The 26,604-nt window shown below is 64.5% G+C and carries 30 protein-coding genes; 18 read left to right on the top strand and 12 right to left on the bottom strand.

Annotation, left to right across the window (positions count from 1 at the left end; translation table 11 throughout):
* Positions 1-54 precede the first annotated feature (54 nt).
* The 5 genes from OX462_RS21940 (at position 55) to OX462_RS21920 (ending at position 4,619) form a co-directional block, all read left to right on the top strand.
* The gene (locus tag OX462_RS21940) at positions 55-1,563 is read left to right on the top strand and encodes an alkaline phosphatase family protein (protein WP_409027041.1); all 1,509 of its coding nucleotides are present in this window, start codon (positions 55-57) and stop codon (positions 1,561-1,563) included.
* Positions 1,564-1,657: 94 nt separating this feature from the next.
* A complete protein-coding gene (gene mobB / locus OX462_RS21935) occupies positions 1,658-2,182 on the top strand; it encodes a molybdopterin-guanine dinucleotide biosynthesis protein B (protein ID WP_070292141.1) in 525 nt (174 codons plus the stop codon).
* Between the two features lie 57 nt (positions 2,183-2,239).
* A complete protein-coding gene (locus OX462_RS21930; RefSeq protein WP_034781856.1) occupies positions 2,240-2,440 on the top strand; it encodes a YjfB family protein in 201 nt (66 codons plus the stop codon).
* A 233-nt stretch (positions 2,441-2,673) separates the two neighbouring features.
* On the top strand, positions 2,674-2,976 hold the full coding sequence (locus OX462_RS21925; protein ID WP_070313700.1) for a BufA1 family periplasmic bufferin-type metallophore: 303 nt from the start codon (positions 2,674-2,676) through the stop codon (positions 2,974-2,976).
* Between the two features lie 17 nt (positions 2,977-2,993).
* On the top strand, positions 2,994-4,619 hold the full coding sequence (locus OX462_RS21920; RefSeq protein ID WP_409027040.1) for an MNIO family bufferin maturase: 1,626 nt from the start codon (positions 2,994-2,996) through the stop codon (positions 4,617-4,619).
* Positions 4,620-4,623: 4 nt separating this feature from the next.
* On the opposite strand, the gene OX462_RS21915 is transcribed toward OX462_RS21920, so the two are convergent.
* The 3 genes from OX462_RS21915 to fumC all read right to left on the bottom strand — a co-directional run bounded on the left by OX462_RS21915 (position 4,624) and on the right by fumC (position 6,745).
* Complete coding sequence (locus OX462_RS21915; protein ID WP_070221826.1) at positions 4,624-4,908, bottom strand: hypothetical protein; 285 nt, start codon at positions 4,906-4,908, stop codon at positions 4,624-4,626.
* Positions 4,909-5,033: 125 nt separating this feature from the next.
* Positions 5,034-5,255, bottom strand: coding sequence for an RNA-binding S4 domain-containing protein (locus tag OX462_RS21910; protein ID WP_035825476.1), 222 nt, complete (start codon positions 5,253-5,255; stop codon positions 5,034-5,036).
* A gap of 95 nt (positions 5,256-5,350) precedes the next feature.
* Positions 5,351-6,745 carry a class II fumarate hydratase gene (fumC, locus tag OX462_RS21905; RefSeq protein ID WP_070221825.1) on the bottom strand — a complete coding sequence of 465 codons (1,395 nt, stop codon included), beginning with the start codon at positions 6,743-6,745 and terminating at the stop codon, positions 5,351-5,353.
* A 172-nt stretch (positions 6,746-6,917) separates the two neighbouring features.
* On the opposite strand from fumC, the gene OX462_RS21900 reads away from it, so the two are divergent.
* Positions 6,918-8,036, top strand: coding sequence for a type IV pilus assembly protein FimV (locus OX462_RS21900; protein WP_409027039.1), 1,119 nt, complete (start codon positions 6,918-6,920; stop codon positions 8,034-8,036).
* A 429-nt stretch (positions 8,037-8,465) separates the two neighbouring features.
* Here the strand turns inward: OX462_RS21900 and OX462_RS21895 are convergent, their stop codons facing one another.
* Together OX462_RS21895 and OX462_RS21890 are read right to left on the bottom strand one after the other, a co-directional pair.
* Positions 8,466-8,762 (bottom strand): flagellar protein FliT, encoded by a 297-nt coding sequence (locus tag OX462_RS21895; RefSeq protein WP_070221823.1) that lies wholly within the window; start codon positions 8,760-8,762, stop codon positions 8,466-8,468.
* Between the two features lie 177 nt (positions 8,763-8,939).
* On the bottom strand, positions 8,940-9,767 hold the full coding sequence (locus OX462_RS21890; protein ID WP_070292133.1) for an HDOD domain-containing protein: 828 nt from the start codon (positions 9,765-9,767) through the stop codon (positions 8,940-8,942).
* A 155-nt stretch (positions 9,768-9,922) separates the two neighbouring features.
* Between OX462_RS21890 and OX462_RS21885 the strand changes: the two genes are divergently transcribed.
* The 3 genes from OX462_RS21885 (at position 9,923) to OX462_RS21875 (ending at position 13,058) form a co-directional block, all read left to right on the top strand.
* Positions 9,923-11,992 (top strand): M13 family metallopeptidase, encoded by a 2,070-nt coding sequence (locus OX462_RS21885; RefSeq protein ID WP_409027038.1) that lies wholly within the window; start codon positions 9,923-9,925, stop codon positions 11,990-11,992.
* A 70-nt stretch (positions 11,993-12,062) separates the two neighbouring features.
* Positions 12,063-12,698, top strand: coding sequence for a class I SAM-dependent methyltransferase (locus tag OX462_RS21880; RefSeq protein ID WP_070313705.1), 636 nt, complete (start codon positions 12,063-12,065; stop codon positions 12,696-12,698).
* A 174-nt stretch (positions 12,699-12,872) separates the two neighbouring features.
* A complete protein-coding gene (locus OX462_RS21875) occupies positions 12,873-13,058 on the top strand; it encodes a CsbD family protein (protein WP_034759763.1) in 186 nt (61 codons plus the stop codon).
* 73 nt (positions 13,059-13,131) lie between these two features.
* On the opposite strand, the gene OX462_RS21870 is transcribed toward OX462_RS21875, so the two are convergent.
* The 3 genes from OX462_RS21870 to OX462_RS21860 all read right to left on the bottom strand — a co-directional run bounded on the left by OX462_RS21870 (position 13,132) and on the right by OX462_RS21860 (position 17,779).
* A complete protein-coding gene (locus OX462_RS21870) occupies positions 13,132-15,342 on the bottom strand; it encodes a S9 family peptidase (RefSeq protein WP_409027037.1) in 2,211 nt (736 codons plus the stop codon).
* Positions 15,343-15,532: 190 nt separating this feature from the next.
* On the bottom strand, positions 15,533-16,372 hold the full coding sequence (locus OX462_RS21865) for a PhzF family protein (RefSeq protein WP_409027036.1): 840 nt from the start codon (positions 16,370-16,372) through the stop codon (positions 15,533-15,535).
* Between the two features lie 15 nt (positions 16,373-16,387).
* Entirely contained in the window at positions 16,388-17,779 is a 1,392-nt protein-coding gene (locus OX462_RS21860) for an MATE family efflux transporter (RefSeq protein ID WP_409027035.1), read from the bottom strand.
* Between the two features lie 192 nt (positions 17,780-17,971).
* On the opposite strand from OX462_RS21860, the gene OX462_RS21855 reads away from it, so the two are divergent.
* The 6 genes from OX462_RS21855 to OX462_RS21830 all read left to right on the top strand — a co-directional run bounded on the left by OX462_RS21855 (position 17,972) and on the right by OX462_RS21830 (position 22,955).
* Positions 17,972-18,643: a beta/gamma-crystallin gene (locus tag OX462_RS21855; RefSeq protein ID WP_083287163.1), complete on the top strand. Its 672-nt coding sequence runs from the start codon at positions 17,972-17,974 to the stop codon at positions 18,641-18,643.
* A 180-nt stretch (positions 18,644-18,823) separates the two neighbouring features.
* Positions 18,824-19,702: a beta/gamma crystallin family protein gene (locus tag OX462_RS21850; RefSeq protein ID WP_409027034.1), complete on the top strand. Its 879-nt coding sequence runs from the start codon at positions 18,824-18,826 to the stop codon at positions 19,700-19,702.
* A 102-nt stretch (positions 19,703-19,804) separates the two neighbouring features.
* Positions 19,805-20,797 (top strand): beta/gamma crystallin family protein, encoded by a 993-nt coding sequence (locus OX462_RS21845; RefSeq protein WP_070221817.1) that lies wholly within the window; start codon positions 19,805-19,807, stop codon positions 20,795-20,797.
* Positions 20,798-20,957: 160 nt separating this feature from the next.
* On the top strand, positions 20,958-21,623 hold the full coding sequence (locus OX462_RS21840; RefSeq protein WP_409027033.1) for a beta/gamma crystallin-related protein: 666 nt from the start codon (positions 20,958-20,960) through the stop codon (positions 21,621-21,623).
* Positions 21,624-21,719: 96 nt separating this feature from the next.
* Positions 21,720-22,640, top strand: a complete 921-nt coding sequence (locus OX462_RS21835) for a DnaJ C-terminal domain-containing protein (RefSeq protein ID WP_070292121.1) — start codon at positions 21,720-21,722, stop codon at positions 22,638-22,640.
* A 3-nt stretch (positions 22,641-22,643) separates the two neighbouring features.
* Complete coding sequence (locus OX462_RS21830) at positions 22,644-22,955, top strand: chaperone modulator CbpM (protein WP_070292118.1); 312 nt, start codon at positions 22,644-22,646, stop codon at positions 22,953-22,955.
* 7 nt (positions 22,956-22,962) lie between these two features.
* Here OX462_RS21830 and OX462_RS21825 read toward each other — a convergent pair whose 3' ends face one another.
* Positions 22,963-23,190: a hypothetical protein gene (locus tag OX462_RS21825; RefSeq protein WP_070221813.1), complete on the bottom strand. Its 228-nt coding sequence runs from the start codon at positions 23,188-23,190 to the stop codon at positions 22,963-22,965.
* A 143-nt stretch (positions 23,191-23,333) separates the two neighbouring features.
* Positions 23,334-24,248, bottom strand: coding sequence for a LysR family transcriptional regulator (locus OX462_RS21820; protein WP_121668670.1), 915 nt, complete (start codon positions 24,246-24,248; stop codon positions 23,334-23,336).
* Positions 24,249-24,382: 134 nt separating this feature from the next.
* Between OX462_RS21820 and OX462_RS21815 the strand changes: the two genes are divergently transcribed.
* Both OX462_RS21815 and OX462_RS21810 read left to right on the top strand, forming a co-directional pair.
* Positions 24,383-24,988, top strand: a complete 606-nt coding sequence (locus tag OX462_RS21815) for an FMN-dependent NADH-azoreductase (protein WP_409027032.1) — start codon at positions 24,383-24,385, stop codon at positions 24,986-24,988.
* A 113-nt stretch (positions 24,989-25,101) separates the two neighbouring features.
* Positions 25,102-25,656: a nuclear transport factor 2 family protein gene (locus OX462_RS21810; protein WP_409027031.1), complete on the top strand. Its 555-nt coding sequence runs from the start codon at positions 25,102-25,104 to the stop codon at positions 25,654-25,656.
* A 17-nt stretch (positions 25,657-25,673) separates the two neighbouring features.
* Here the strand turns inward: OX462_RS21810 and OX462_RS21805 are convergent, their stop codons facing one another.
* The gene (locus OX462_RS21805; protein WP_409027030.1) at positions 25,674-25,973 is read right to left on the bottom strand and encodes a hypothetical protein; all 300 of its coding nucleotides are present in this window, start codon (positions 25,971-25,973) and stop codon (positions 25,674-25,676) included.
* 167 nt (positions 25,974-26,140) lie between these two features.
* Between OX462_RS21805 and OX462_RS21800 the strand changes: the two genes are divergently transcribed.
* The gene (locus OX462_RS21800; RefSeq protein WP_257218104.1) at positions 26,141-26,365 is read left to right on the top strand and encodes a hypothetical protein; all 225 of its coding nucleotides are present in this window, start codon (positions 26,141-26,143) and stop codon (positions 26,363-26,365) included.
* On the opposite strand, the gene OX462_RS21795 is transcribed toward OX462_RS21800, so the two are convergent.
* Positions 26,347-26,586 (bottom strand): TIGR02450 family Trp-rich protein, encoded by a 240-nt coding sequence (locus OX462_RS21795; protein WP_070221807.1) that lies wholly within the window; start codon positions 26,584-26,586, stop codon positions 26,347-26,349. The genes OX462_RS21800 and OX462_RS21795 overlap by 19 nt on opposite strands.
* Between the last annotated feature and the right edge of the window lie 18 nt (positions 26,587-26,604).

The following is a 26,604-nucleotide window of genomic DNA, read 5'->3' as shown; positions in this document are numbered from 1 at the left end:
CTGGCCTGGTCGAACCAGGGTCGCTGCGACCGTGTGCGCGGCCGGGGAGTTCCGATGATTGCTGCCGCAGCTGGTGAGGGTGCTTTTGATGCGCATGGCCTGGGTAACCTGGCGCGCATCGATCATATCGTCGTGCTGATGATGGAAAACCGTTCCTTTGATCACATGCTTGGCTACCTGAGCCTCGAAGGCGGGCGCGCCGATATCGATGGCTTGCAGGCCAGCCATGCCAACGTGCATGCGGGCGTCAGCTATCCCGTGCACCATTTGCGGCGCACGGCCTTTGGCCCGCAGCAAGACCCGTCGCATACGGGCACGTCGGTGGCGCAGCAATTGCAAAACAATAATGGCGGCTTTGTCGACGACTATGCGCAAACGCATCCGGGCGACCCCGACATCGACCTGGTAATGGGCTATTACAATGGGGCCGACCTGCCCATGTACGATTTCCTGGCACAGCAGTTCTGCGTCTGCGACCGCTGCTACAGCTCCGTTCCTGGCGCCACCTGGCCCAACCGCCTGTATGCGGTCAGCGGCAAGGCGGCCGGCAGCCGCGACAGCAAGCGCGTGCCCCTGTACACGAACAAATCCTTCGTGCGCCACCTCGACCGCGCCCAGGTCAGCTGGAAATTTTATTCCGCCTGGAAGCCCTGGAGCCTGGCGCTGACGGACGACCATTACCGTTCGTCCGAGCTGTACGAACCGTTCGGATCGAGCGCGCGCCGCTATGGCTTCATCGGCGATGCGCTGGCGGGCGCCTTGCCCTCGGTCAGCTGGATCGATCCGCATTTCTTTGAAAACGACGACCACCCGCCGGCCGACATCCGCGCCGGCCAGGCGCTGGTGGCGCAGGTCTACCAGGCCCTGTCGCGCGGCCCCGCCTGGGCGCGCACCTTGCTGATCCTCAGTTATGACGAGCACGGCGGCTTTTTCGACCATGTGCCGCCTGGCCCCGCCGTCGACGACGACCCTGCGTTTCGTCAGTACGGCGTACGCGTGCCCATGCTGCTGGTGTCGCCGCTGATCGCGCCGGGCAGCGTCAGCCACGAGGTATACGATCACACGTCGATCATCAAAACCATCCTGCAGCGTTTTTGCCGCGCCGCCGATGGCAGCTTGCCCCAGATGGGCGCGCGCGTGGCGGCCGCCAGCGGCCTGGGTGCCGTGCTGACCCTGGCGCAAGGCCGCGTGGCGCCCGCCGTGCCCGCCGCTGTCGTGGCGCAGCGCGCCGCCTGGGAGGCCGATGTGCGGGCGCAGGATTTCGCCCCGCCGCCGCCCGCTTGCCAGTCTGATGGCGAGCTGGCCTCCGCTGCCGCCGTCCCCTTCCAGTCCGATGCCGAGGCGGGCGCGATCGCCGCCCACCGGCAATTGGCGCGCACGGCCAGGAATGCACATGCGCTAAATGGCAAAGCAGCGGGCAAAACAGCGGGCAAACCAGCGGGCAAAGCTGCGGGTAAAACGGCGGGCGCGGCAGCGCCGAAGTCGTCGGGCCGGCGCCGTCGGCAGGGCGGCAAGCCGGCGCCTCTTGCCGCCGGAAATGGCGAAAAACCTGGAGTCGCGTGACTTGGATGAAGAGCTGGACGATGCGCCGGGTCTGCGTCGGCGGTCGCGCCCGTGGGGCTGCGTATAATCATTCCTTCTCAATCAAGGAGTGACCATGCACGATGCGATGCCCCCACACCCGGTACTCGGTGTGATCGGCCGTTCCGGCAGCGGCAAGACGACCCTGCTGGAATTTGTGGTGAAGGAACTGGCGGCGCGCGGCTTGCGCGTCAACCTGGTCAAGCACAGCCACCATGACCTGGCGCTGGAACCGCCGCAAAAAGACAGCGCCCGCCTGCGCATGGCGGGGGCGGCGGAGGTGCTGGTGGCGTCGCCGTATCGTTTTGCCATCGTGCATGAGCTGCGCGGGGCTCCCGAGCCGAGCCTGGCGCAGCAATTGGCCCGCATGGGGCCGGCAGACCTGACCCTGGTCGAGGGTTTCAAGACGGACCCCATTCCCAAGCTGGAAGTGTTCCGTCCGGAAGTAGGGCAGGCGCCCCTGTATCCGCATGACCCGCATGTGATCGCCGTCGCCTCCGACAGTCCGGCGCCGGCCGACTTGCGCGAGGGCGTGCAATGGCTGGACTTGAATGCCCGCGAGCACGTGCTGGCCTGGTTGCTGCACAGGCTGGAAAAATAAGCTAAAGGTTTGCCGGCGGCATCCGTTAACAAGAGTAGAACCTCATTGGAGAAACGTATGGACGTCGGAAGCATTGCTCAACTGTCAACCACGATGGCGGAGACAGGCACGCGGCAAGCCGTTGGCTTGACTGTCCTGAAAAAAGCCCAGGATATCCAAAGCTCGACCGCCACCGCCTTGCTGGCAGCGTTGCCGCCGGTACAATCGGCGCCAAGTCTGCCGGCTCATCTCGGTAACCGCATCAACACGACAGCCTGAGCGCGGTCCCGCGGCGCCAGTCCGGCGCTCGCCATAGATACGCCCACACCACCGTCATCGACGGTGGCGCGTGGGCGTTTTTGTCTGTCGTTTCGCCATCCTTTTCGCCTTCCTCCCGTCTCCGTTCGCCATGACCCGGCCGATTCAGTAGAATGACGTCCATCACCTCGCGTTGTCCATCGTGCAGCCCGGGGCGTTCCCACTTTACTTTGACCCATGCAAGAGGAATCCCCATGAACAAACGTCAAGCTCTCATCGCCGCCGCCCTCGCGGGCCTCTGTGCCGGTACTTCCGTCAACGCGGCCGCCCACGATGGCCCCGCCCCAGGCGACAAGGAAAAATGCTATGGCGTGGCCAAGGCGGGGCAGAACGATTGCGCTTCGTCCGACGGTGCGCATTCCTGCGCGGGCCAGGCGGAGGCGGACAACTTGCCCACGGAATGGGCGTATGTTGCCAAGGGGACGTGCGAACAGGCGGGCGGTTCCGTCAAGCCCATCAAGGCCGGCAAGGCGGCAAAACCGGCCACGCAGCCGTAAACGTCCGCCGCCTGCCCATGCCGCCGCCCATCCAGGCGCTTGCCGGCGTCGGCCTGCGCGCCGCGCACTACCACGACTTTCTGGCGCGCCGGCCCAAGGTCGGCTGGCTGGAAGTGCACACTGAAAATTATCTGCAGCCGTCGGGCTGGGATAACCATGTGCTGCAGACTCTGCGTCAGGATTACCCCATCAGCCTGCATGGGGTGGGCCTCGGCCTGGGATCCGCGCAGGGCTTTTCCGAGACCCATTTGCAGCGCGTGCGCAGCGTGGTCGAGCGTATCGAGCCAGCCCTCGTGTCGGAACACCTGAGCTGGGGCGCCGTGGTGCAGCAGCAACTCAACGATCTGTTGCCGCTGGCCTTGAATGGCGCCGCCCTCGATTTACTGTGCGCAAGAGTGGGGAGGGTGCAGGATGTGCTGAAAAGGCCGATCTTGCTGGAGAATGTCTCCACTTGCCTGCGTTTTGCCGACGATGCCATGAGCGAGGCGCAATTCCTGGCGGAACTGGCGCGCCGCAGCGGTTGCGGGCTGCTGCTCGATATCAATAATCTGTATGTGAACCAGTGCAATCACGGCGAAGATGCCTTGGCGGCCATGCAGTCCATCGCGCCGGGAAGCGTGGGGGAACTGCACCTGGGCGGCCATCTGCTGACGCCGCACGCCTTGATCGACCACCATGGCGCCACCGTGGCCGATCCCGTCTGGGCGTTATATGCGGCCGCCTTGCAGCGCTTTGGCGCCATTCCCACCCTGGTCGAATGGGACACGGATTTGCCGCCGCTCGATATCCTGCTGGGCGAAGCGGACAAGGCGCAAGCCATGCTGGCGCGCCATGCGCCGCAAACGCCATCATGGCAGGCAGCGTCGCCGCCGTCCCCGCCGCTACCCGCGTCGCTTGACGCGCTGGCCGCTGGCCAGCAGGCATTTGCCATAGCCTTGCTCGATACCGGGGCAACATTGCCATCGTTCGCAGGCGAGGCGGTACCGCAGCGTTTCGCGCTGTACCGCGGCAACTTGAGCGCCACCTGGCGCCGTACCCTGGGCCACGCCTATCCCGTCGTGCTGGCGCTGGTGGGCGAGGATTTCTTTGGCGGCCTGGCGCGCGCGTATGGCCGGCAGATGCCATCCGATAGCGCAGATTTGAACCAGTTTGGCGCCCGTTTCGCCGATTTTCTGACGGCTTTCCCGCCTGTGGCCGCATTGCCCTACCTGCCGGACATGGCGCGCCTGGAATGGGCCTTGCACCTGGCCCATTACGCGGCCGATGCGCAAGCGCTGGCGCCCGAGTCGCTGGCTGCCCTGCATCCCGATCAGCTGGAAGCGCGGCGTTTTACCTTGCATCCCGCTTGCACCTTGCTCGCGTCCGACTGGCAGGTGGCGGCCTTGTGGCAGGCGCATCAGGAGGAGGACGGTTCGGGGATGTTTCCGCAAGATCTGCAGGTGGCGAGCTGGGCGCTGGTCTGCCGGCCGCGCTGGAAGGTGCAGGTGCTGGTGCTCGATGCGGCTGCGCATGCCGCCTTGCAAGCCTTGCAGCAGGGGCAAACGTTCGGCGCCGCGCTCGATGCGGCGTTCGAGCTGGACCCGGCCTTCGACCTGACCGCGCACCTGCGCCAGTGGCTGGCGCATGCGGTCCTGGCAGCGTGACGGTTTATTCGAAGGCGCGCAGCAGGCGCGCTTCGCCCGTCTGATCGCGGTACAGGGCATTCGCGGCCAGGGTGGCATCCATCATGCGCGTGACTTGCTCTTCTTCAAAGCGGGCCAGTTCGGCCGTGGCCGCGACGAGGGCCAGTTGCAGCCTGGCGCGCGCGCTCTGGTACAGGCTGCTGGTGTATTTGTCTGTGTTACGCAGTAGTTCTTCCGCGTTTTCTATTACCTGGCGCAAGTCGCCGATCAGGCGTTCCTGGCTGCGCGTACCTTGTTCGGGATGGTCCATGGCGCTTCCCTTCTGCAATCGATATTTATCTGACAATAACGACGTGTCGCAGCTTGACTTGGGCAGCCGGGCTGGCAGGAGTGCTGGCTGTACGCATGGGGCCGCTTTCGCGCCCCATGCCGGGGTCAGACAGGAGCGACGACCGTGATACGGATATCGCCCACGCTGACGACCTGGCCGGCGCGGATCTTGGCGGTCTTGCGCAATTCCTTCTTGCCATCGACCTTTACCACGCCGCTATCGACCATGACCTTGCCTGCGCCACCGCTGTCGCACAAGCCGACCAGCTTGAGCAGCTGGTTCAGCTCGACGAACTCGGATGTTAAATCAAAGCTTACTTTTTGCATTGTATCCCTTATTGCAATGATGTGTTTTCAACACTTGATGACGACCTCAACTAATCCATAGTTTACCTGAAGCCGCCAGCAATGCAGGGTGTAAGTCAGCTTTTGTTGGGCCGCGTCATCTCCAGCGGCACGATCCATGCGCCGAATTGCTCTTCCGTCACAAAGCCCAGGGCCAGCGCCGCTTCCTTCAAGGTCGTGCCTTCGTGCTGGGCCTGCTTGGCGATTTGCGCCGCCTTGTCATAGCCGATGTGCGGCGCCAGCGCCGTGACCAGCATCAAGGAGCGTTCCATCAGTTCGGCGATGCGTGCGCGGTTCGGCGCGATGCCGTGGGCGCAATGCTCGTCGAAGCTGCGCATGCCGTCGCCGAGCAGGCGCGCGCTTTGCAGGAAGTTGTGTGCAATCAAGGGCTTGAAGACGTTCAACTCGAAATTGCCCGAGGCGCCGCCCACCGTGATGGCCACATCGTTGCCGAAGACCTGGCAGCACAGCATGGTCAGCGCTTCGCACTGGGTGGGATTGACCTTGCCCGGCATGATGGAGCTGCCCGGCTCGTTTTCGGGGATCGTGATTTCGCCGAGGCCGGAGCGGGGGCCGGACGCCATCCAGCGCACGTCGTTGGCGATTTTCATCAAGGCCGTGGCCAGGGTTTTGAAAGCGCCATGGGCGGCGACCAAGGCATCGTGGGCGGCCAGGGCGGCAAACTTGTTGCTGGCCGTTTCGAACGGCTGGCCCGTCAGGCGTGCCAGTTCGGCGGCGATGCGGCCGGCAAATTCCACATGGGCATTCAATCCCGTGCCCACGGCCGTGCCGCCGGCGGCCAGCTGCAGCAGCGGCGGCAACGCTGCCGTGATGATGTGCTCGGCAAAGTCCAGCTGCGCCACGTAGCCGGAAAATTCCTGGCCCAGGGTCAGCGGCGTCGCGTCCTGCAAATGCGTGCGGCCGATCTTGACGATGTCGGCAAACTCCGTGGCTTTCGCGTCCAGGGTGGCGCGCAGCTGGCGCAGCGGCGGCAAGACCGTGTTGGCGACGGCCAGCGCGGCGGCCACGTGGATGGCGGTGGGGAAAATGTCGTTCGAGGACTGGCCCAGGTTGACGTCGTCGTTCGGGTGCAGCAGGCGCTCGGCGCCCCGCAAGCCGCCGATCAGCTCGGAGCCGCGGTTGGCCAGCACCTCGTTCATGTTCATATTGCTTTGCGTGCCGGACCCTGTTTGCCAGACGGCCAGCGGGAATTCTGCGTCATGCTTGCCGGCCAGCACTTCGTCGGCCGCCTGCGTGATGGCGATGGCTTTCTTGCCATCCAGTAATCCCAGGTCCAGGTTGACGTGGGCGGCCGCGCGCTTGACGGTGGCCAGGGCGGCGATCAGTTCGGGCGGCATCTTCTCTGTGGAGATATGGAAATGCTCGAGCGAGCGCTGCGTTTGCGCTCCCCACAGCCGGTCGGCGGGTACGTCGATCGGGCCGAAACTGTCGCGTTCGATTCTGCTACTCATGGCATCCCTTTCATCGATGGAGGTGGATCGAGTGTACTCCAGACGTCAAAAAGGCACAGGATGATGCTGTATTGCATCATTTTTGCCCTGGCCCATCTATATTTTTGCGATTTCCTGCCGTTAAAGACAGGCGAGCCCCCATTATTTATCCTGTTATCAAAGCGATCAGTCCATGCAGAGCAGCATCCTTCCCCGTTGGTCTTTGATCGCGTGCGCCGCCGCCAGCCTGGCCTTGCCGCCCGTCATGGCGGCCGAACTGGGCGACATGGCCGTCCTGTCGCACGTGGGCCAGCCTTTGCTGGCCGAGCTCGAACTGACGGCCCTGGCGCCCGAGGAGGCCAATGGCGTGACCGTGCGCATGGCTTCGCCCGATGTGTACCGCGGTGGCGGCATCGGCATGGATCCTGCCCTGCAAACCTTGACGATCAGTCCGTTTGAGCGCGGTGGACGCCATTATGTGCGCGTGGCCACGCGGCAAGCGATCCAGGCGGGGCATGTGCACCTGTATTTATTGCTGGGCAATGGCAGTGGCGCCGTCGTGCGCCTGGGCACCTTGTGGCTGACGCCGGCGCCGCCCGCCGCCGTACCCGCCAGTGCGCCAGTCCGGCCAGCTATTCCGTTGCCCGCGCAGGTCTCCACGCCTGTGCCGTTGCCACGCGCCGTACCCGTCGCGCCGTCGCCCGACGCCGCCGCGCTGGCGGCCCGCGCGCGGGCCGATGGCCTCGTGCGTCCGGCGCGCGTGTTCGTGCCGCCGCCCGCCGCACCCAAACTGGCCGCCCCCGCGCTGCCGCGCCGTGCCACGGCGCCCGTGGCCGCCTGCGCGCCGCAGGCGGAGACGGGGCAGGCAGCAGCGTGCGTGGGGCTGGACGAGAAAAATACGGCCCTGACTGAAAAGCTGGGCGAACTGGAAGGCAAGATCGGCGTCTTGCAAAAGGCGCTGGCCCTGCCTGCAGCCGCCGTGCCGCCCGCCGCCGCGCCAGCCGTGGCGGAAGCGCCCCATGCGAAACCGAAACCCCTGCACGCGGCGCCGGCTGCCGACAAGGAAAAGAAATCGGGCGGCATGCTGTGGCTCGGTATCGGCACCCTGGTCTTCCTGCTGCTGACGGCGCTCATCGTGTACATCGTGCGCAAGCGCAGGCAAGTGGCAGGGCCGGGCGCATCGTCGAAATACTGGGTCTTGCTGCGCAAGCCGTTTGGCCGCAGGAAGAAGGATGTGCCCGTCTTGACGGAGGCGGTGGAAGAAGGGGCGGCGGCCGAACCGGAAGCGGAACCGGAGCCGTTCTCGCGTTAATGCTGCCGCAAGGCGCTACCGCAGGCCGCTCACAATTTGATATAAAAAAAGATATTGAAAAAATACATGGAAACGCTTGCCAAGCACGTTGCCTGTTTCTTAAAGATGGTGCTATGATGAATTCAGTGGACTTGCTCTACGACAAAACAGCCCCAGCCTGGCGCAGTCACCAACGATAGTGTGGCGCGGCAAACCAGGTGTAGCGTTGCATAAACGCCTGGGTCTGGAAGCGGTTCGCGATGCCGACGATGTGCTCGCGAACGCCGGATGCAACCGGCAGCGAGGCGACGCCAGGAGATACCTGGGGCTCGCCTTCCAAATTCCCCCGCCTTGCCTTTTTGAGCGCCGCAGATGGCGCTCTCTCGCATGGCGGCAGACGTAAAAAAAGCACCCGCGGGTGCTTTTGTCGTTTCTGGCGCGGCAAGCTTCTTACATGCGGGCGCGCGAACCTGGCATGGCGTTCGACAGCTGGGTCATCCACGGTTCCGTGATGGCGCGGATTTCGCGGTCATTGGCCAGGATTTGCTTGAGCAAGTCGATCTTGCGCAGACGCGAGGCGCCGGCCAGGGCAGGCGCCTTGCCCGTCATGGTCGCGCTGGCGGCGCTGGCGCACTGGTTTTCCAGGGTATCCAAGCCATCCCAGTCGCTCGAACGTGCGGCCACGACCATTTGATTGGTCATTCCTGCAATATTTTCATACATCGAGAGAACGTCGTTGGAGGTCATGAGCACACCCGTAACTAGTGAATGGATTACCGCTTGTCTAGATTAACGGCGGGTCCAACGGGAACTTGAGGGTGTTTTTGAAAAAAAAGTGAAAATAATTTGGATGTTTTTTGCGGGCAGCCGGCATGCCCGCAAACCCGCATGCCTGCTCGGTTGGCGATGCGGGCAACGGCCAGCTTACTTGACGAGTTCTTCCAGGCCCGCGCTCAGTTCGGCAAGCGGCGGCATCCTGTCGACCAGCACGGAGGGCGGCAAACCGAGCGCTTCGGCCACCGCGTTGGGATAGCAGGCGATGATTTCTTCATTGCTCAGCTGGTTTTCATCGATGCGCGCGCGCCAGGCGGCCAGGTGGATGATGGCGGCCAGGCGGTTCAACGGCGCCTTGGCCAGCGGAGCGGGGAAGGCGGCGATGGCCTCGGCAAAGGCGGGCGGAAACTTCCAGCGGCGCGCCAGTTCGGCGCCCACCTGCGCATAATCGTAGCCCAGCGACACCCGCTCCGCGTCGAGCCGGCGCGCGTCGAGCGGCGGGGCGATCTTGTCGAGCTGCATGGCTTGCTCGGGCATGGCGGCATGGATCACCAGTTGTCCGATCGCATGCATCATGCCGATGGTGAAAGCCAGATCCTGGTTGTCGCCCGTCTGCTTCGCGATCCAGCGGGCAGATACGGCGCTGTGCAGGCTGTAGCGCCAGAACTGCGGCAAATTCAGGCCCGGCACGGCTTTGAAACCGCTGACGAGGCCCGAGCTGATGACGAGGGTGCGCACGGTCACAAAACCGAGCATCAGCACGGCATCTTCCACCGTGCCGATGCTGCGCGACACATGGTAATAGGCCGAGTTGGCCAGCCGCAGCAGCTTGGCGCTCAAGGCCGGGTCCGCTCCCAGCTTGCGCGCGATGTCTTCGGTGGCGATGGCGGGGTTGTCGAAACTGCGCACCAGTTCATCGACGATTTTCGGGGCGGCAGGCAGGGCGTGGGGATGCTGGAACAGCGCTTCCAGTTGCATGGCAATCTCCTTGGCGTTCGTGCGGTACGGGATGCGGTCGTGCCACTATATGCCGATTTTTTGTCCGCATGCAAAAAAGTTAGGGGACGCTTTTTCGCCCCAAAAAGGCAGGATTTTCAGGTTATGATTTTGGCTATTACATCGAAAGGATCGCCATGCACGGTTTGCGTTTTTCCTGGTCCCGGACGCCAGTCCAGGCCGCCATCATCCTCGCCCTGGCCGGCGTTTCGCTGACCAGCTTGCCTGCCCGGGCGCATGGCCAGCAAGGGGCCGCCAGCGCCGCCACCCCCGCTGCCGCGAAGGCCTTGCCCGGCGACGATTTCTACGATTACGTGAATGGCGACTGGCTGCGCAGCACGGAAATTCCCGCCGACCGCAGCAGCTGGGGCTCGTTCGCCATCCTCGCCAACGCCACCAACGAGCGCATCATCGGCCTCGTCGAAGGTCTGGCGGCGGCGCCGCAGGCGGATGCATCGGCGCGCCAGGTCAGCGATTTTTACCGTTCCTGGATGGATGAAGCGGCTATCGAAGCGAAAGGCTGGGCGCCGATCAAGCCGCTGCTCAAGAAGATCGACGGCATACGCGACCAGGCAGGGCTGGCCCGCGCGCTGGGCGAGAGCCTGCGCGCCGACGTCGACCCGCTCAACGCCACCAATTTTTATACGGAAAACCTGTTCGGCCTGTGGGTCGCGCAAGACTTGAACGACACCACGCGCAATGTGGCCTATCTGCTGCAGGGCGGGCTGGGCTTGCCCGACCGCGCGTTCTACCAAAGCGACAGCGCGCGCATGCAGGGCTTGCGCGCGGGCTACCAGGCGCATATCGCCGCCATGCTCAAGCAGGCCGGCTACCGCGATGCGCCGGCCCGCGCCGCGCGCGTGTTTGCGCTGGAACAGCAAATTGCCGCAAGTCACGCCAGCCGCGAGGATTCGGCCGATGTCGCCAAGGGCAACAATGCGTGGCGCGCCGCCGACTTCGCCAGCAAGGCGCCTGGCCTGGACTGGAAAGCCTTTTTCCAGGCGGCAGGGCTGGGCCGGCAGAACGATTTCATTGTCTGGCATCCGACGGCCATGACGGGCAGCGCCGCGCTGGCGGCGAGCGTGCCGCTGGCCACGTGGAAGGATTTCCTCGCCTTCCACGCGATCAATCACTTCAGCACGGTCTTGCCGAAGGCGGCGGCCGAACAGCGCTTCGCCTTCTATGGCAGCGCCCTGAGCGGCACGCCGCAGCAGTCGCTGCGCAGCAAGCGGGCGCTGGCCGCGACGAATGCGGCCCTGAGCGACGCCGTCGGCAAGCTGTACGTGGAACGCTATTTCCCACCTGAATCGAAAGCCCGCGTGCAAGACATGGTGACGAATATCGTCGCCGCCTTCTCGCGCCGCATCGACAAGCTGGACTGGATGGCGCCGGCCACCAAGGCGCAGGCGCAGGAAAAACTCAAGACCCTGTACGTGGGCGTGGGCTACCCCGAACAGTGGGAAAGCTATGCGGGCTTGCGCGTGGTGCGCGGCGATGCGCTGGGCAATGTGCAGCGGGCGGAGCAGTTCCATTACCGGCAGGAACTGGCCAAGCTGGGCCAGTCGCCCGACCGCAAGGCCTGGGCCATGCCGGCGCAGCTGGTCAATGCCGTCAACTTGCCGCTGCAAAATGCGCTCAATTTCCCCGCCGCCATCCTCCAGCCGCCATTCTTCGACCCGCAAGCATCCGATGCGGCCAACTATGGCGGCATCGGCGCCACCATCGGCCACGAAATCAGCCACAGCTTCGACGATCAGGGCGCGCAGTTCGACGCCCAGGGCAAGTTGCGCGACTGGTGGACGCCAGCGGACCTGGCGCATTTCCAGGCGGCATCCAAGCAATTGGTGGAACAGTTCGCGGCCTACAAACCGTTCCCCGACCTGGCCGTGAATGGCCAGCTGACCCTGAGCGAAAACCTGGCCGACCTGGCCGGCGTGGCAGCGGCCTATGACGCGTTCACCCTGTCGCAGCAGGGCAAGCCGGCGCAGGCGGGGGCGGACCGCGAATTCTTCATCGGCTACGGCGTCAGCTGGCGCAGCAAGGCGCGCGAAGCGGCGGCGCGCCAGCAAATCCTCACGGATGGCCATGCGCCGGCGCAATACCGCGCCGCCACCGTGCGCAACCTCGACGCCTGGTATCCGGCCTTCGACGTCAAGCCGGGGCAGCAGCTGTACCTGGCACCGGAACAGCGCGTGCGCGTCTGGTAGACAATGTGGACGGTGCCGGACGCGCAATGCGCCGGCACCGTAAAATGGCGTGATTACTGATTGGAGCGCCATGAAGCCGACCCCACCGCAAGATCCCATCCACGCCATCACGGGCCGCACCCTGGCCCACTACGACGCCAGCGCCGAGCAGTTTTTCGAAGGCACGCGCGATCACGACGTCAGCCAGAACATCGCCGCGCTGCTGAACGCCATCGGCAAGCCCGCGCCGCTGGCCATCCTCGACCTCGGTTGCGGCCCCGGCCGCGACCTGAAGGCGTTCACGGCCCTGGGGCACCACGCGACGGGCGTCGACGGCTGCCCCCGTTTCGTCGGGATGGCGCGCGCCTACAGCGGCTGTACCGTGTGGCAGCAGGATTTCGTCGACCTCGACCTGCCCGCCGCACACTTCGACGGCGTGTTCGCCAATGCCGTACTGTTCCACGTGCCCAGCGCCGCCTTGCCCGGCGTGCTGCGCGCTTTGTACGCGTGCCTGAAACCGGGCGGCGTGCTGTTCAGCTCGAACCCGCGCGGGCAGAACGAGGAAGGCTGGAATGGCGCGCGCTACGGCAGTTACCACGACGAAGCGACGTGGGCCGCCTACGTGCAGGCGGCCGGTTTTACCCTGGTCGAGCAATACTACCGTCCGCCCGGCTTGCCACGCGAGCAGCAGCCGTGGCTGGCCACCGTCTGGCGCAAGCCAGCCTGATGGACGCATTTTGTATGAATTTGGGCATGTGTTAGGAACCGTACATAGTTTTTGCGGCCTCGGGCGTACTATGGATACATCGACACGCAGCAAGCAGTTTGCAACGGCGTGTGAGCCGCAGTACCGGCCCTTTGGGCTGGACAACAGATGTACCAACTACAGTGAGGATTTATCATGAACAAAGATCAAGTCGAAGGTAAACTGAAGGAAGTCGGCGGTAAAATCCAGGAAGCCGCTGGCAAAGTCGTCGGCAGCGAAGAACAGCAAGCCAAGGGCCTGGCAAACCAGGTGGAAGGCAAAGTGCAGAAGAAAGTTGGCGACGTCAAGGATGCAGTCGAAACTGTGACCCGCAAGCCATAATTTCTGCTCCAGCATAAAAAACCGCCGCCTGTCGCAAGACAGGCGGCGGTTTTTTATTTGATGCAGCGCAAGCTTACTGTGCTGGCTGCATCAGGTTCTGCTTGAAGAACAGCTCGATTTTCTTGTACACGTGGCGCTGGCCCGCGCGCGACGAGATGCCGTGCTTGGCACCTGGATACGTCATCAGGTCGAATTGCACGCCGCGGTTGACCAGCGCGTCGATCAGTCGCGTGCTGTTGCTGAACAAGACGTTGTCGTCGGCCATGCCGTGCACCAGCAGCAGCGGCGACTTCAGGCCGTCGAGGTGGGCGAACACGGTGCTGGCCTTGTAGCCGTCCACGTTTTCCTTCGGCATGCCGAGGAATTGTTCCGTGTAGTGGGTGTCGTACAGCGACCAGTCGGTCACGGGCGCCACCGACACGCCCATGGCGATCTTGTCGGACGCGGCCGACAGCAAACGCAGGGTCATGAAGCCGCCGTAGCTCCAGCCGAACACGCCGATGCGTTTAGGATCGACGAAGCTTTGCTTGCCCAGCCAGTCGATGCCGACCAGCTGGTCCGCCACTTCGGCCGCGCCCAGCTTGTGATAGATGGCGTCCGTGAATGCGCGCTCGCGGCGCGACGAGCCCCGGTTATCGAGGCGGAAGACGACAAAGCCCTGCTGCGCCATGTACTGGTCGAAGTTGTTGCCCCAGCGGCGCGCCACGTGCTGCGAGTGCGGGCCGCCGTACGTCGACAGGTAGACGGGATAGCGCTTGCCCGCATCGAAGTTCGATGGCTTGACGATCGAATAGTGCAGGGTCTGGCCATCGTTGGCCTTCAGGGTGCCGTACTCCGTCGGCAGGTGGTCGGCCTTGTACTTGAAGTACGGGTGGCTGGCGTTGAGCGCGTTTTCTTCCAGCCAGCCCACCATGGCGCCGTCCGGGCGGCGGATGCTGACCTGCGGCGGCGTGGCCGGGTCGGAATACGTGTCGACGAAGACTTCGCCATTGCGCGAGAACGTCGTGTCGTGCCAGCCGTCCGCTTTCGTCACGCGCTGCGGCTTGTCGGCCGTGCTGCCGTCGAGGGCCAGGGCGTAGGTCTGCTTGTCGATGACGGCGTCGCGGTTCGACGACACGAACACTTTACCCGTCTTCTGGTTCACGGCCAGCACGCTGTCGATGCCCCACTCGCCGGACGTGACGGGGTGCAGCAGCTTGCCGCTCATGTCGTACAGGTACAGATGGTTGCGGCCCGTGCGCTCGGACGACCACAGGAAGGTGCCGTTCGACAGGAAGCGCAGGTCGTCATGGATGCTGACCCAGGTTGCCGACGTTTCCGTCAGCAGGGTGCGCTGCGCCAGGGTCGCCGCGTCGACGGCGACCAGGTCCAGGGTCTTCTGGTCGCGCGACTGGCGCTGGTAGACGAGCGACTTGCTGTCCGCGCTCCAGTCGGCGCGCACCAGGTAGATGTCCGGGTTCGTGCCCAGGTCCACCTGGCGCTGCACGCCCGTTTCCGGCGAGACGATCAGCAGCTGCACCAGCACGTTCGGGTCGCCCGCGGCCGGGTAGCGCTGTTCCACGACATCGGTGCGGTCGGCGAAGATTTCAAAGCGGCGCACGACGGGCACGGGCGCTTCGTCATAGCGTTTGTAGGCGATGGCGGAATCGTCCGGCGCCCAGTAGTAGCCGGTGCGCTGGCCCATTTCTTCCTGCGCCACGAATTCGGCTTCGCCGTTGCGGATCGTGCCCTTGCCGTCGGTCGTCAGCTGGCGTTCCTTGTCCGTCTTGAGGTCGATCACATGGATGTTTTGATCGCGCACAAACGACACGTAGCGGCCTTTCGGCGAGATTTTCGGATCGAGCACATTGCCCTTGGCGACCAGGCGTGCCTTGTCCGGGTGGGCCGCGTCGACCAGGTAGAGATTGCCGCCCAGCGGCACCAGCAGCTGCTTGCCGTCCGGCGACCAGCTGTAGCTGAGAATACCGTTCAGGCTGGCCGTGCGCTCGCGTTCGCGGCGCGCCTGCTCTTCGGGCGAAATCGTTTCATTCGGCACCAGTGCCTTCGAGTCGACCAGGCGGTGCGTGCTCTTGTCCTTGAGCTTGAATTCCCACAGGTCGAGCTGGAACTGGTTGTCGGCGCGGCCGCGCAGGAACGTGACGCGCTCGCCGTCGGGCGAGACCTTCAGGTTGCGCACGCCGGGGCCGGCCAGCGCCGGATCGGCGTGGATGCGTTCCAGGGTCAGCTTTTCAGCCGATGCGGGAACGCTGGCCATCGCGGCCAGAAAACAAAGAATAAAACGCATGGATGTCTCGGTAGTTGGAAGAAGAAGGGCACTGCATGTACAGGCGAGCTTGAGCGTTGCCTAAGCGTAAGACGATACCAGAGCGTGCCTGTTTATGCGATAGCGCCAGCCACGGAATAAACCGTTCATGGCCGTATTTACTTCGTCAAAAATGTCCAGCAGCCGCCCATTCCATGGCGCTTTGCCCCGTTCAGGCCAATATCGTGCCTTCGATTACCGTCAGGCATGCGCCGCCTATCCAGGCGTGACCAGCGCGGAAACTGATGGACACGCGGCCGTCGCGCTGCAGACACGTGCCCTGGCGGACCGTGTAGTCGCTGCCCGCCAGCAGCTGCGCGATACAGGCGTTGGCGCTGCCCGTGACGGGGTCTTCCACCAGCGCGCCGTGTTCGCTGAGCAGCGCGCGCACTTCGTAGTCGGCCGGCCCGTCCGCCGCGTGCGGGCCGTACAGCGCCAGGCCGTCGGCGCCGGCGGTGGCCAGCAATGGCGTCAGCGCGGCGATGTCGGCGCGCACGGCCAGGCAGGCGGCGGCGCTTGCCAGCGGCACGCACAGCCAGCGGATGCCCATGTCGGCGACGGTGGCGCCCGCGGCCAGTTCTCCGCCCAGCGCTGTTTGCAGCAGCGGCAGCAGCGCCGGGGCGAGCGCGCGCGTGGCGCAGGGCGGCGCCTTGAACGCCAGCATGCCGCCGGCGCCCCGTTCTATCTGTACCAGGCCGACGCCGCATTCCTGCACGATGCGCGTGCCCTTGGGCCGCATGCCCGCATCAAGCAGGGCGTGCGCCGTGCCCAGGGTCGGGTGGCCGGCGAACGGGAATTCCATCTCGGGGGAAAAAATCCGCACGCGGTAATCGGCCGCCGGGTCGCGCGGCGCCAGCACGAAGGTGGTTTCCGACAGGCCCGTCCAGCGCGCGATGGCCTGCATCTGCGCGTCGTCGAGGCCATTCGCGTCGAGCACCACGGCCAGCGGATTGCCGAGGAACGGCACGCTGCTGAAGACATCGACTTGCTTGAAGGGGCGTGGTTGCGGCATGGGGTGCTCCTTGTCTCAGGCTGCGCGCAGGCGCTGCAGCGACAAACGGTTCAAGTACCAGGTCAGCAGCACGGCGGCCACCGTCAGGCCCGTGACCAGGCCGATCCAGAAGCCGGCGGCGGCCATCGGTTCGGCCGGCGACCAGATGAAGCCTTGCGGCGCCAGGCCCAGCACATAGCCGATCGGCAGCGAGAAGCCCCAGAAGGCCAGCAGCTGGATCAGCATCGGCTGGCGCGTCACCTTGTAGCCGCGGATGGCGCAGGAAGTGGCCACCTGCGTCGCGTCGGACAGCTGGAACAGGGCGGCGAACAGCAGCAGTTGCGCGCACAGTTCCTGCACCTGCGGGTCGGATGTGTAGGCTTGCGCAATCTGGTGGCGGAAGATGGTGATGACGGTGGCCGAGACGATGGCCGCCGTCAGCGACATGGCCACGCCCACCCAGGAAATGAAGCGCGCGCGGCGCAGATTGGCTTCGCCCACGGCATGGCCCACGCGCGTGACGAGCGCGATGCCGAAGGTGAGCGGCACCATGAAGACGACGGACGAGAAATTGAGGGCGATCTGGTGCGCCGACACCTGGATCACGCCGAAGCGCGCCACCAGCAGGCTGATGACGCCAAAGGCGCTCACTTCGGCAAAATACGTGACGCCGATGGGCAGGCCCAGGCGCAGCATGGGGCCGATGGACGACAACTGCGGCCATTCCCAGTGCGTGAATGGATACGTGGCGCGGTAGGCGGGCGCGATCCGGATCCACGCCAGCATGGCCAGCAGCATCATCCACACGCAGCAGGTGGTGGCCACGGCGCAGCCCACGCCGCCCAGCTTCGGCATGCCCCAGTGGCCGTAGATCAGCAGGTAGTTGACGAGAATGTTCAGCGCCAGCGCCGCCAGCGCGATGACCATCACGGGCTTGGTCTGGTTGATGCTGGTGCTGTAGCCGTACAGCGCGCGGTAGGCGGCGAACGGCGGCAGCGCGCAGCTGATGATGTGCACGAACAACTTGGCCTTGGCGGCCACGTTTGGCTCCAGCATCAGGTGGTCGAATACCAGCGCCGCCATGTTCGTCAGCAGGCAGGCCACCAGGCCGACCAGCAGCGCCTTCCACAGCGACTGGCGCACGATGTGCGGCACCCGGTCGTGGCGCGCGGCGCCGATTTCATGCGCCACGAGGGTATTGATCGCCATCATGATGCCGCTCACCGTCACCAGTACGATGGACCAGATGGCCGCGCCCAGCGACACGGCCGCCAGTTCCTCGGGATTCGTGTGCCCCGTCATCGCCACGTCGGCCGCGCCCATGCCGACGGTGGCCAGCTGGCCGATCAGGATGGGCCAGGCCAGTTTCCACAGCGACGAGACTTCAGTGCGGATGGCGGGCAGGGTGAACGAGGTAGTGTGTGGCATGGTCTGCAAGCTTGACTAAACACAAGATTCTACCGGCATTCGCCCTGCTTGTCCGCCGGGGCGCCCCGGCGGCCGGACCGGCACGGTAATCATTTGTTACAGCTAAGTGGGCCAGTCGCGGATAGACTGCGCGCTCTATTTGGCAAAATGACCAAATAGTCAACCGCAGTACCCTGACTATGGAGCAAGACCATGCTGAGACATACCCTGAACTGCGCCCTGTTGCTGGGCGCCGCCATGACGGCCGAACTGGCCGGCGCCGGCGAACTGACCCTGTATTCGCGCGACGATTATCACGGCCGCTCGCAGACCGTGCGCGACGCCGTCGCCGACCTGGAAGATCTGCGTTTCAACGACACGACGCAAAGCATCCGCGTGCGCTCGGGCCGCTGGGAAGCGTGCGAGGACGCCGATTTCCGCGGCGCCTGCTTCCTGCTCGAGGCGGGCGAGTATCCGTCGCTGGACGGCCAGGCCAACAAGATCACGTCGCTGCGCGAAGTGCGCGGCGGCTGGGACGGCCATCGGGGCCGCGACCGTGACGGTGAGCGCGACCGGGGACGCGACTGGGACGGCCGCCGTGACCGCGAGCGCGGCCATTTGCCCGGGCGCTCGCTGGGCGGCGAGCTGACCTTTTATACGCGCGACGATTTCGCCGGCCGCAGCTTGAGCGTGAGCAACGCTTCGGCCGATTTGCGCGAGCGCGATTTCAATGACACGGTGCAAAGCGTGCGCGTGCGATCCGGCTATTGGGAAGTGTGCGAAGACGTGGGCTTCCGTGGCCGCTGCCGCACCTTGGCGCCGGGCGAGTACGCGAGCCTTGAACGCATGAGCAACCGCATCTCGTCGGTGCGCGAAGTGCGCTGACGCGGGGCAGGAAGTACGCGAAGTGGCAATAACAGGCCCGCAGGGGCCTGTTATTGCTTTTGGTAACAATTTATTGTGCTTTTCGCATACTTTGTTACACCGTTTTTTCTGTGGATGGCTACACTGACATCAGTTGTCATGTCGATCACTTACACTTTTGCCGCCACCGGAGACCGCCCCATGAATCGCCCGTTCGCCTTTGCTCTGCTGTGTGCCAGTTCGCTGTTTGTCCACCTCGCGGCGCAGGCCGGCGAGATCCGCCTGTACACCGATGACAATTTCAAGGGCAGGGTGGTGGTCTTGCGCGATACGACGGACGACTTGTCGCGCGTTAATTTCAATGACACCGTCTCGAGCATCCAGGTCGATTCGGGCAGCTGGGAAGTGTGCACGCATGCCGATTTCAAGGGCGATTGCAAGACGCTGGAACGGGGCGACTACCGCTCGATGCCGGGCATGAACGATAAAATCTCGTCTGTGCGGGAAACCGGCGCCGGGCAGGGCAGCGGCAGCGGCAGCGGCGGTGGACGCCGCGCGGCGCTGGAGTTGTTCGCCGACGGCGGCCAGCGCGGCGCGTCGGCCGGCGTGAACTCGGACCGCGACGACCTGGTCGACATCAGCTTCAACGACCGCGCCAGCAGCGCGCGTGTCGAATATGGCTACTGGCAGTTGTGCAGCGATTCCAACTACCGTGGCAGCTGCCGCGTGTTCGGGCCTGGCAGCCACGATGACCTGGGCAGCCTGAATGGACGCGTGTCGTCGGCGCGCCTGGTCGATCCGCGCGAAGAGAATCGTCCGCAAAATGACGAGGGCCTGGTGGTGCTGTATGGCCGCGCTTTCCTGAAGGGATCAGGGCTGCAGGTGAACCGCGACGTCAGCGACCTGGTGCGCCTGAACTTCAACGACCAGGCCGCATCCCTCGCCATCAACGAGGGTACTTGGGAAGTCTGCACGGACTCGCAGTTCAACGGCAGCTGCGAGCGCATGGGGCCGGGCAAGTATGAAGTGCTGAACACGACGCTCGACAAGCGTATTTCCTCGCTGCGCCGGCTGTACTGAACGCATGACCGGGCCTTCCGCATGGCCTTGTATTTGTTACACTAGCATCCTGGCGCAACCGCCAGGCAAATCATCACCAAAGAATGAAGAATGGAGTTAATCATGACGGGCCCTTTCAAACACACGCTGGCATGCGCGGCGACCTTGCTGCTCTCGCTGGGGGCTCATGCGGCCGCCCATGCAGGCGATATCACCCTGTTCGAAGACGTTGATCTGCGTGGCCGCGCAGTGAACCTGCGCGAGACGACGGACGATTTGTCGCGCTTTGGGTTCAACGACAAGGTGTCGAGCATCCTGGTGCGTTCGGGCACGTGGGATGTGTGTACCGATGCCGGTTTTCGCGGCAATTGCCGTACCCTGGGACCGGGCGAATACCGTTCGATGCCGGGCATGAACGACGCCATCAGTTCGGTGCGCGAGTCGGGGCGCGGCGATGGCAACAATCCGGGACGCCCGGGACGCGATCCCGACCGGGGCCATGGCGGCTATGGCCGTGGCGGCACCCTGGAAGTGTATTCGGGCGCGGGCCAGAATGGCGGCTCGGCGCGCCTGAACCGCGACACGGACGATTTCGTCAATATCGGTTTCAACGACCGCACCACCAGCATCGTCGTCTATAACGGTTACTGGCAGCTGTGCAGCGATTCGAACTACAACGGCGTGTGCCGCATCTTCGGCCCTGGCCGCCACGACGACTTGGGACGCGGCCTCGATGGGCGCGTCTCGTCGGCGCGCATGGTCGACGAGCGCGAGGCGCGCCGCCAGCAGCAGTACGATAATCAGTACCAGCGGCCGCAGTACGACCAGCCCCAGTATCCGCAATACCAGCAGCCGCAATACCAGCAGCGCGGCGCCGTCCTGCTGTTCCCCGAAGCGGGCATGCGCGGCGAACCGCTGGCGCTGGACCGCAATGCGGAAGATCTGGTGCGCTACAACTTCAACGACCGCGCCTCGTCCATCGTCGTCAACGAGGGCCAGTGGGAAGTGTGCAGCGATTCGAACTTCCATGGCCGCTGCGAAGTGATCGGGCCGGGCGAATATGGCCGCCTGAACAGCATGGAAAACCAGATTTCCTCGCTGCGCCGCGTACGCTGATCCCGTCCTGACGTCGTGCTGACAGACCGCCTGCCGGGTTGATCCCGCCAGGCGGTTTTTACATTCGCTGCCGTGCGCTGACATTTGCTTGCCCTTTGTTACACTCGCCGCCTGCCGCCTGGTCTACACTGGCGAAAATGTCATCAGTATTGGAGTTGTCATGGTTCGATCTTTCCGGCCCGCGCTGTTGTGCGCCGCCACCTTCCTCGCCCCCCTTGCCGCATCTGCGGGCGAAATCACCCTGTTCGAAGACGCCGGTTTCCGCGGCCGCCCCGTGACCCTGCATTCCGACACGGGCGACCTGTCGCGCATGGGCTTTAACGACAAGACCTCGAGCATCATCGTGCGCTCGGGCACCTGGGAAGTGTGCAAGGACGCCAATTACCGTGGCAATTGCCGTACCTTCGGACCTGGCCGCTACGGCAGCATGCCGGGCATGAACGACGCCGTTTCCTCCGTGCGCGAAGTGGGCCGTCCTGGCCATGGCGGCGGCGACCACCGGCCTTACCCGCCGCGTCCCGAGCGTCCTCACCCCGGCTATCCCGGCCACGGCGGCGGCCACCGTCCCGACATGAATGGCGCCGTGCTGCTGTTCCCCGACGCGGGCATGCGCGGCCGGCCCGTACGCCTGGACCGCGAAGTGCGCGACTTGAGCCGCTATGGCTTCAATGACCGCGCCGAATCGGTCGTCGTCAACTACGGCCGCTGGGAATTCTGCGTCGATGCCAACTTCCGCGGCCGCTGCGTGGTGATGGGGCCAGGCAGCTATGGCCGCCTGCACGGTGGCCTCGACCGTCGCATTTCCTCGGTGCGCCGCGTGCGCTGATCCCGCTGCCGGGCGGCGTTGTATCGTGCACACGCTGCCCAGCGCCCAATTCGTGTACTCTTCCCATAGGCAGTTCAACCATGGGGAGCAGGCACGGTGGAATACAAGGATTATTACAAGGAGCTTGGCGTCGAAAAGACGGCGTCCGAGGCCGAGATCAAGAAGGCGTACCGCAAGCTGGTGCGCAAATACCATCCCGACGTGAGCAAGGAACCGGACGCCGACAAGCGCACCAAGGCCCTCAACGAGGCCTACGGCGTGCTGGGCGACGCGGAAAAGCGCGCCGCCTACGATGAACTGGGCCGTAACCAGGGCGCGCAGGGCCAGCCCTTCCGGCCGCCGCCGGACTGGGGTTCGGGCTACGAATCATCGGGCACCGACGACAGCGACTTCTTTGCCGACCTGTTCGCCCACGTGGGCGGGCGCCGCCGCGCCGGCGGCAGTTTCCAGATGCAGGGCGAAGACAGCCACGCCGCCATCACCATCGACCTGCAGGACAGCTACCAGGGCGCCAAGCGCCACATCGTCATGCGCGTGCCCGAAGCGGATGCGCAGGGCCACGTGGTGACGCGCGAGCGCACCCTGGAAGTGACGATACCGAAAGGCGTCACGGAAGGACAGCAGCTGCGCATGAAGGGGCAGGGCAATCCCGGCAGCGGCGGCGCGCCCGCCGGCGACTTGTACCTGGAAATCCGCTTCCGGCCCGACGCGCGCTACAAGGTGGAAGGGCGCGACGTGTTCGAGACGGTGCCCGTTACGCCGTGGGAAGCGGCGCTGGGCGGCGAGATCGACGTGCCCACGCCATCGGGCACCGTGACCGTCACCGTGCCGCCCAATTCGCAGACGGGGCGCAAGCTGCGTCTGAAGGGGCGCGGCATTCCCGCCGCCCAGCCGGGCGACCTGTATCTGCTGCTGGAAGTGGTGCTGCCGCCGGCGAACGATGACAAGGCGCGCGAACTGTATGCAACCATGGCACGCGAGATGGCTTTCAATCCGCGCCAGAAGCTGGGAGGATAAATCATGACAAACAAGGTAATTGGCGAATTGCTCGAAGATCGTGCCCTGAGCCTGGAAGAACTGGCGCGCGCCTGCGCGGTGGAACCGGATTGGGTGGTGCAGCATGTGCAGACCGGCGTGCTGCTGCAGGACGGCCCGCCGGCTGGCCAGCTGACGGCCTGGCGCTTCACCAGCCTGGATCTGGTGCGCGCGCGCCGCCTGCACGAAATCGAATCCGTGTTCGACGCGAACGCGGACCTGGCCGCGCTGGTGGTCGATCTATCGGAAGAAGTGGCGCGCCTGCGCCGCCGCCTGCACGTGCTGGGCGTCGAGTAGCTTTTATTTACTCAGGCTCGCCGTGCCGCTGCACGGTGATCCTGCCGATATAAAACTGCCCATCGACGACGACCCGGTGCGGGATGCCGGCCACGTCGAAGCCGGGGCCGCCGTCTTCCATCCACTCCTGGGCCAGCGAGTCGAACTGCTGCGGCGTCATGCGCAGCATCTGCGCCGTGATGACGAAGCGCGCGCCTGGTTTTTGCTTGTTGACGAAGTCGTCGATACCGGCCATGTGAATCTCTTCAAGGTTGTGTCTGAAATCGGGGTCAGACCCCCGGACACGTTGGCACTGAGCTTTGCGTTGGCGGTGTTGAGGGTCTGACCCCAGCAGTTGTTTAGGGCTTTCCCCCGCATGATACCCGTCCGCGCGCTCTTCTAGAAGCCCTGCACCAGCAGCGGCAACTGCTCCGCAAACCGCTCCGTCAGCCACTTGCCCGCCTGGCCCGGCGGCGTGTCGGCGCGCTGGATCAGGTAAATCGGGTAATTCTCGCCGTTGTCGACGGCCAGCGGCAGGTGCACCAGCCGTCCTTCCGTCAAATCCTCGCGCACCATCGCTTCGGGCATGTTGCCCCAGCCCAGGCCGGCGCGCAACAGCGCGTGTTTTGACCCCAGGTCGCCCAGGCGCCAGTTGCGCAATCCCAGCACGCCGAAATCCTGGCCCTCCGTCAGCACGCTGCGGTCGCTGAGCACCAGCTGCACGTGTTCGCGCGCCACGCCGGAAGGAATCGGGCCGGCCAGCTGCGCCAGCGCGTGGCTGGGCGCGGCCACGGGAATCAGACGCACGTGGCCGACGGCCAGGCGCTCGAAGACGCTGGCCGTGGCCGTCATCCAGCCGCCGAGGCCGATGTGGCAGCTGCCATCCATCACCAGCTGCGCCACGGCGCCCATGGCTTCGATGCGCAGGCGCAGGGCGACGGTGGGGAACTGTGCCTGGAACGCCTCGAGCACGCGCACCAGCACGCAGGTGGGGAACATCACGTCGACCACCACCGACACTTCCGCCTCCAGCCCGCCGGCCAGCGCCTTGGCGCGCGCGCGCATGCCGTCGACCTTCAGGGCCACGGCGCGCGCGTCGGCCAGCAGGGCCTTGCCCGCGTCCGTCAGCGTGGGCTTGCGCTTGCCGCGGTCGAGCAGCACCACATTCAGTTGTTCTTCCAGGTTGGCGATGGTGTAGCTGATCACCGACTGCGTGCGGTGCAGCTGGCGCGCCGCGTGGGCGAAACCGCCCGCGTCGATGACGGCGACGAACACGCGCAACTGGTCGAGCGAAGGCTGGCCTGGTTCTCTCATGATGATTCCCTATCTAAAAATTCGATGCTAACCATTTATATTTACATGGTTTTCTCGATGGTAGACCCGAACTATGCTGTATGCAAGGGCTGCGATGCGGCCCATCCCGTCACCCGTTTTCCCAGGAGCACTTCATGAGCAAGGTTTTATACATCAATAGCAGCGTGCGCAACAGCGGTTCCCTGTCGCGTCAATTGTCCGGCGAATTCGTCGCGAAACTGGCCGCGCAAGGCGCCAGTGTCGTCGAGCGCGACCTGTCCGCGCAACCGGTGCCGCACCTGACGGAAGAGGTGATGGGCGCCTTCTTCACGCCGGCCGACCAGCGCAGCGCCCAGGCGGCAGCGGCCGTGCAATTGTCCGATACCCTGGTCGACGAATTGCTGGCCGCCGACGTGCTGGTGCTGGCCGCGCCCATGTACAATTTTTCCGTGCCATCGACCCTGAAGGCGTGGATCGACCACGTGGCGCGCGCGGGCCGCACTTTCCAGTACACGGCAACGGGCCCCGTCGGCCTGGCCACGGGCAAGAAAGCATATATTTTTACGGCCAGCGGCGGTGTCTACAGCGAAGGCCCGGGCGCCGCGTATGACTACCTGAGCACCTATCTGCGCACGGCGCTGGGCTTCATCGGCATCACCGACATCGAGTTCGTGCAAGCGGAAGGCGTGGCCATGGGCGAGGATGCCGTCGCCAGCGCGATCGCCAAGGGCCGCGCCTCGATCGCAGCGCTGGCTGCCTGAGTCTACTCCGCCGTAGTTCCAAAGAGGGATTGCCAATCTGCCATGGTTGACATAAGCTTGCCGGCGGCACGCCCCGTGCCAGGCCGGCGAGCCGTTCGCCATGAAAGTCCCTCATGCACAAGTTGGCAAGCGCAATACTGTTCGGCTGTTCCCTGTTTTCGGCAGGCATGGCGCTGGCGCAGACCGCGCCCGCCGCACCGCCTGCGCCGCCCCACGTGGGCCGCCACGCCGCCACGCCCGAGGATCTCCGCGCCATCGAGCAAGTCGTCGCCGACTTCCAGGCGGCCCTGATCGCCAAGGATGTCAAGCTGCTGTCGTCGCTGATGCTGCACACGAATATCCTGTTCGCCTCGCCGGCCGACGATGCTTTCATCAAGAACATGCGCGACACGACGGACGTCCACTTCGACGGCGTCGGGGCGGGTGGCTACGCCGCTTTCGCCAACTTCATCAAGCGCGAACCGCAGCGCACGGAAGAAAAATTCTACAACGTCAAGATCACCCAGGACCGCCATGTGGCGTGGGTCAACTTCGACTACGAATTCCTCGTCGGTGGCAAATTGTCGAACTATGGCGTGGAAGCGTGGCAGATGGTCAAGCGCGACGGCGACTGGAAAATCCTCAGCGTCGTCTGGTCCATGCATCCCGCCGCCGAGGCAGGAAAATAGCCGCCCGCCATGCCGCGTCAGTCGCGCGGCAGCGCGCGGATTTCCACCGTGCCCCCTGCGTTCAGTACGGGGTTTCCGATCAACATTTTTTTTGCATCGTCTATACTTTCAGCTTGCACACGTAGATAGCCTGACAAGTGTGGCGTGACCGCTCTGGCCTGGCCTGAGCGGTGCACGCAGATGCCGGGCCCGATGGAGCTGCCACCGCAGAAGCGGCCACTGGCCCTGAGCATGGCGAAGTAGTCTTCCCAGGCGGACGTGGCGACGTCCATCGGTGTTTCCGTGTCGTCATGCATGAAGATGATGTAGTCATTCATCCTTTTTCTCCTGTGCCGCGTGATAAAAAGAGAGCTGAATTGAGTATCCTGAGCAATCGCGAGCGCATGGTTTTACCCTCACCGCGTCAGTCCGTAGAGACAAGCTGTCCGGCCATGTCATTTTTGGAGCGCACATCGTGCCGATAAAGTATGTTGATTTTTATGAGGTGAATTACACGGCAGAGCGCTTGCGGGGCTGCAAGTTATGGGGCGCGTACGTCGCCATCTATGCCCCTTCGCCCAACCCCATGCACCGGGTGAACCTGGTGAAAAAGCGCCGGGTGTCGGCCGACCATCAGTTTACAACGGAAGCCGATGCCATGGCGGAAGCGGGCGAGGCGGCCGTCAAACTGGTCGAGCGGCGCCAGCGCCGCTATGTCTTCCACCCCTGATGCCACTGCGCGGTATCCTGCAGCGCGCGCCAGGGCAGGATGTGCACGCGGCCCGAATGCACGGCTTCCAGTTCCACGTGCGTGGCCGGTTCATCCGGCGTGGCCGGGGCGCACAGCTTGATGACGAGAAAATGTTTTTCCTTGTTGACGGGCGTGACGGCGGTCCATTTGCTGTTGAGTAACTTGTTCGGACGCAAGTTATTGCGATTGACAAGGTGCATGGCGGTCTCCGGATTGGC

Source organism: Janthinobacterium aestuarii (assembly GCF_046113285.1).
Taxonomy (GTDB): domain Bacteria; phylum Pseudomonadota; class Gammaproteobacteria; order Burkholderiales; family Burkholderiaceae_D; genus Janthinobacterium.
Note: the sequence above shows the minus strand (reverse complement) of the source record. Positions and strands in the feature narration are given on the sequence as shown.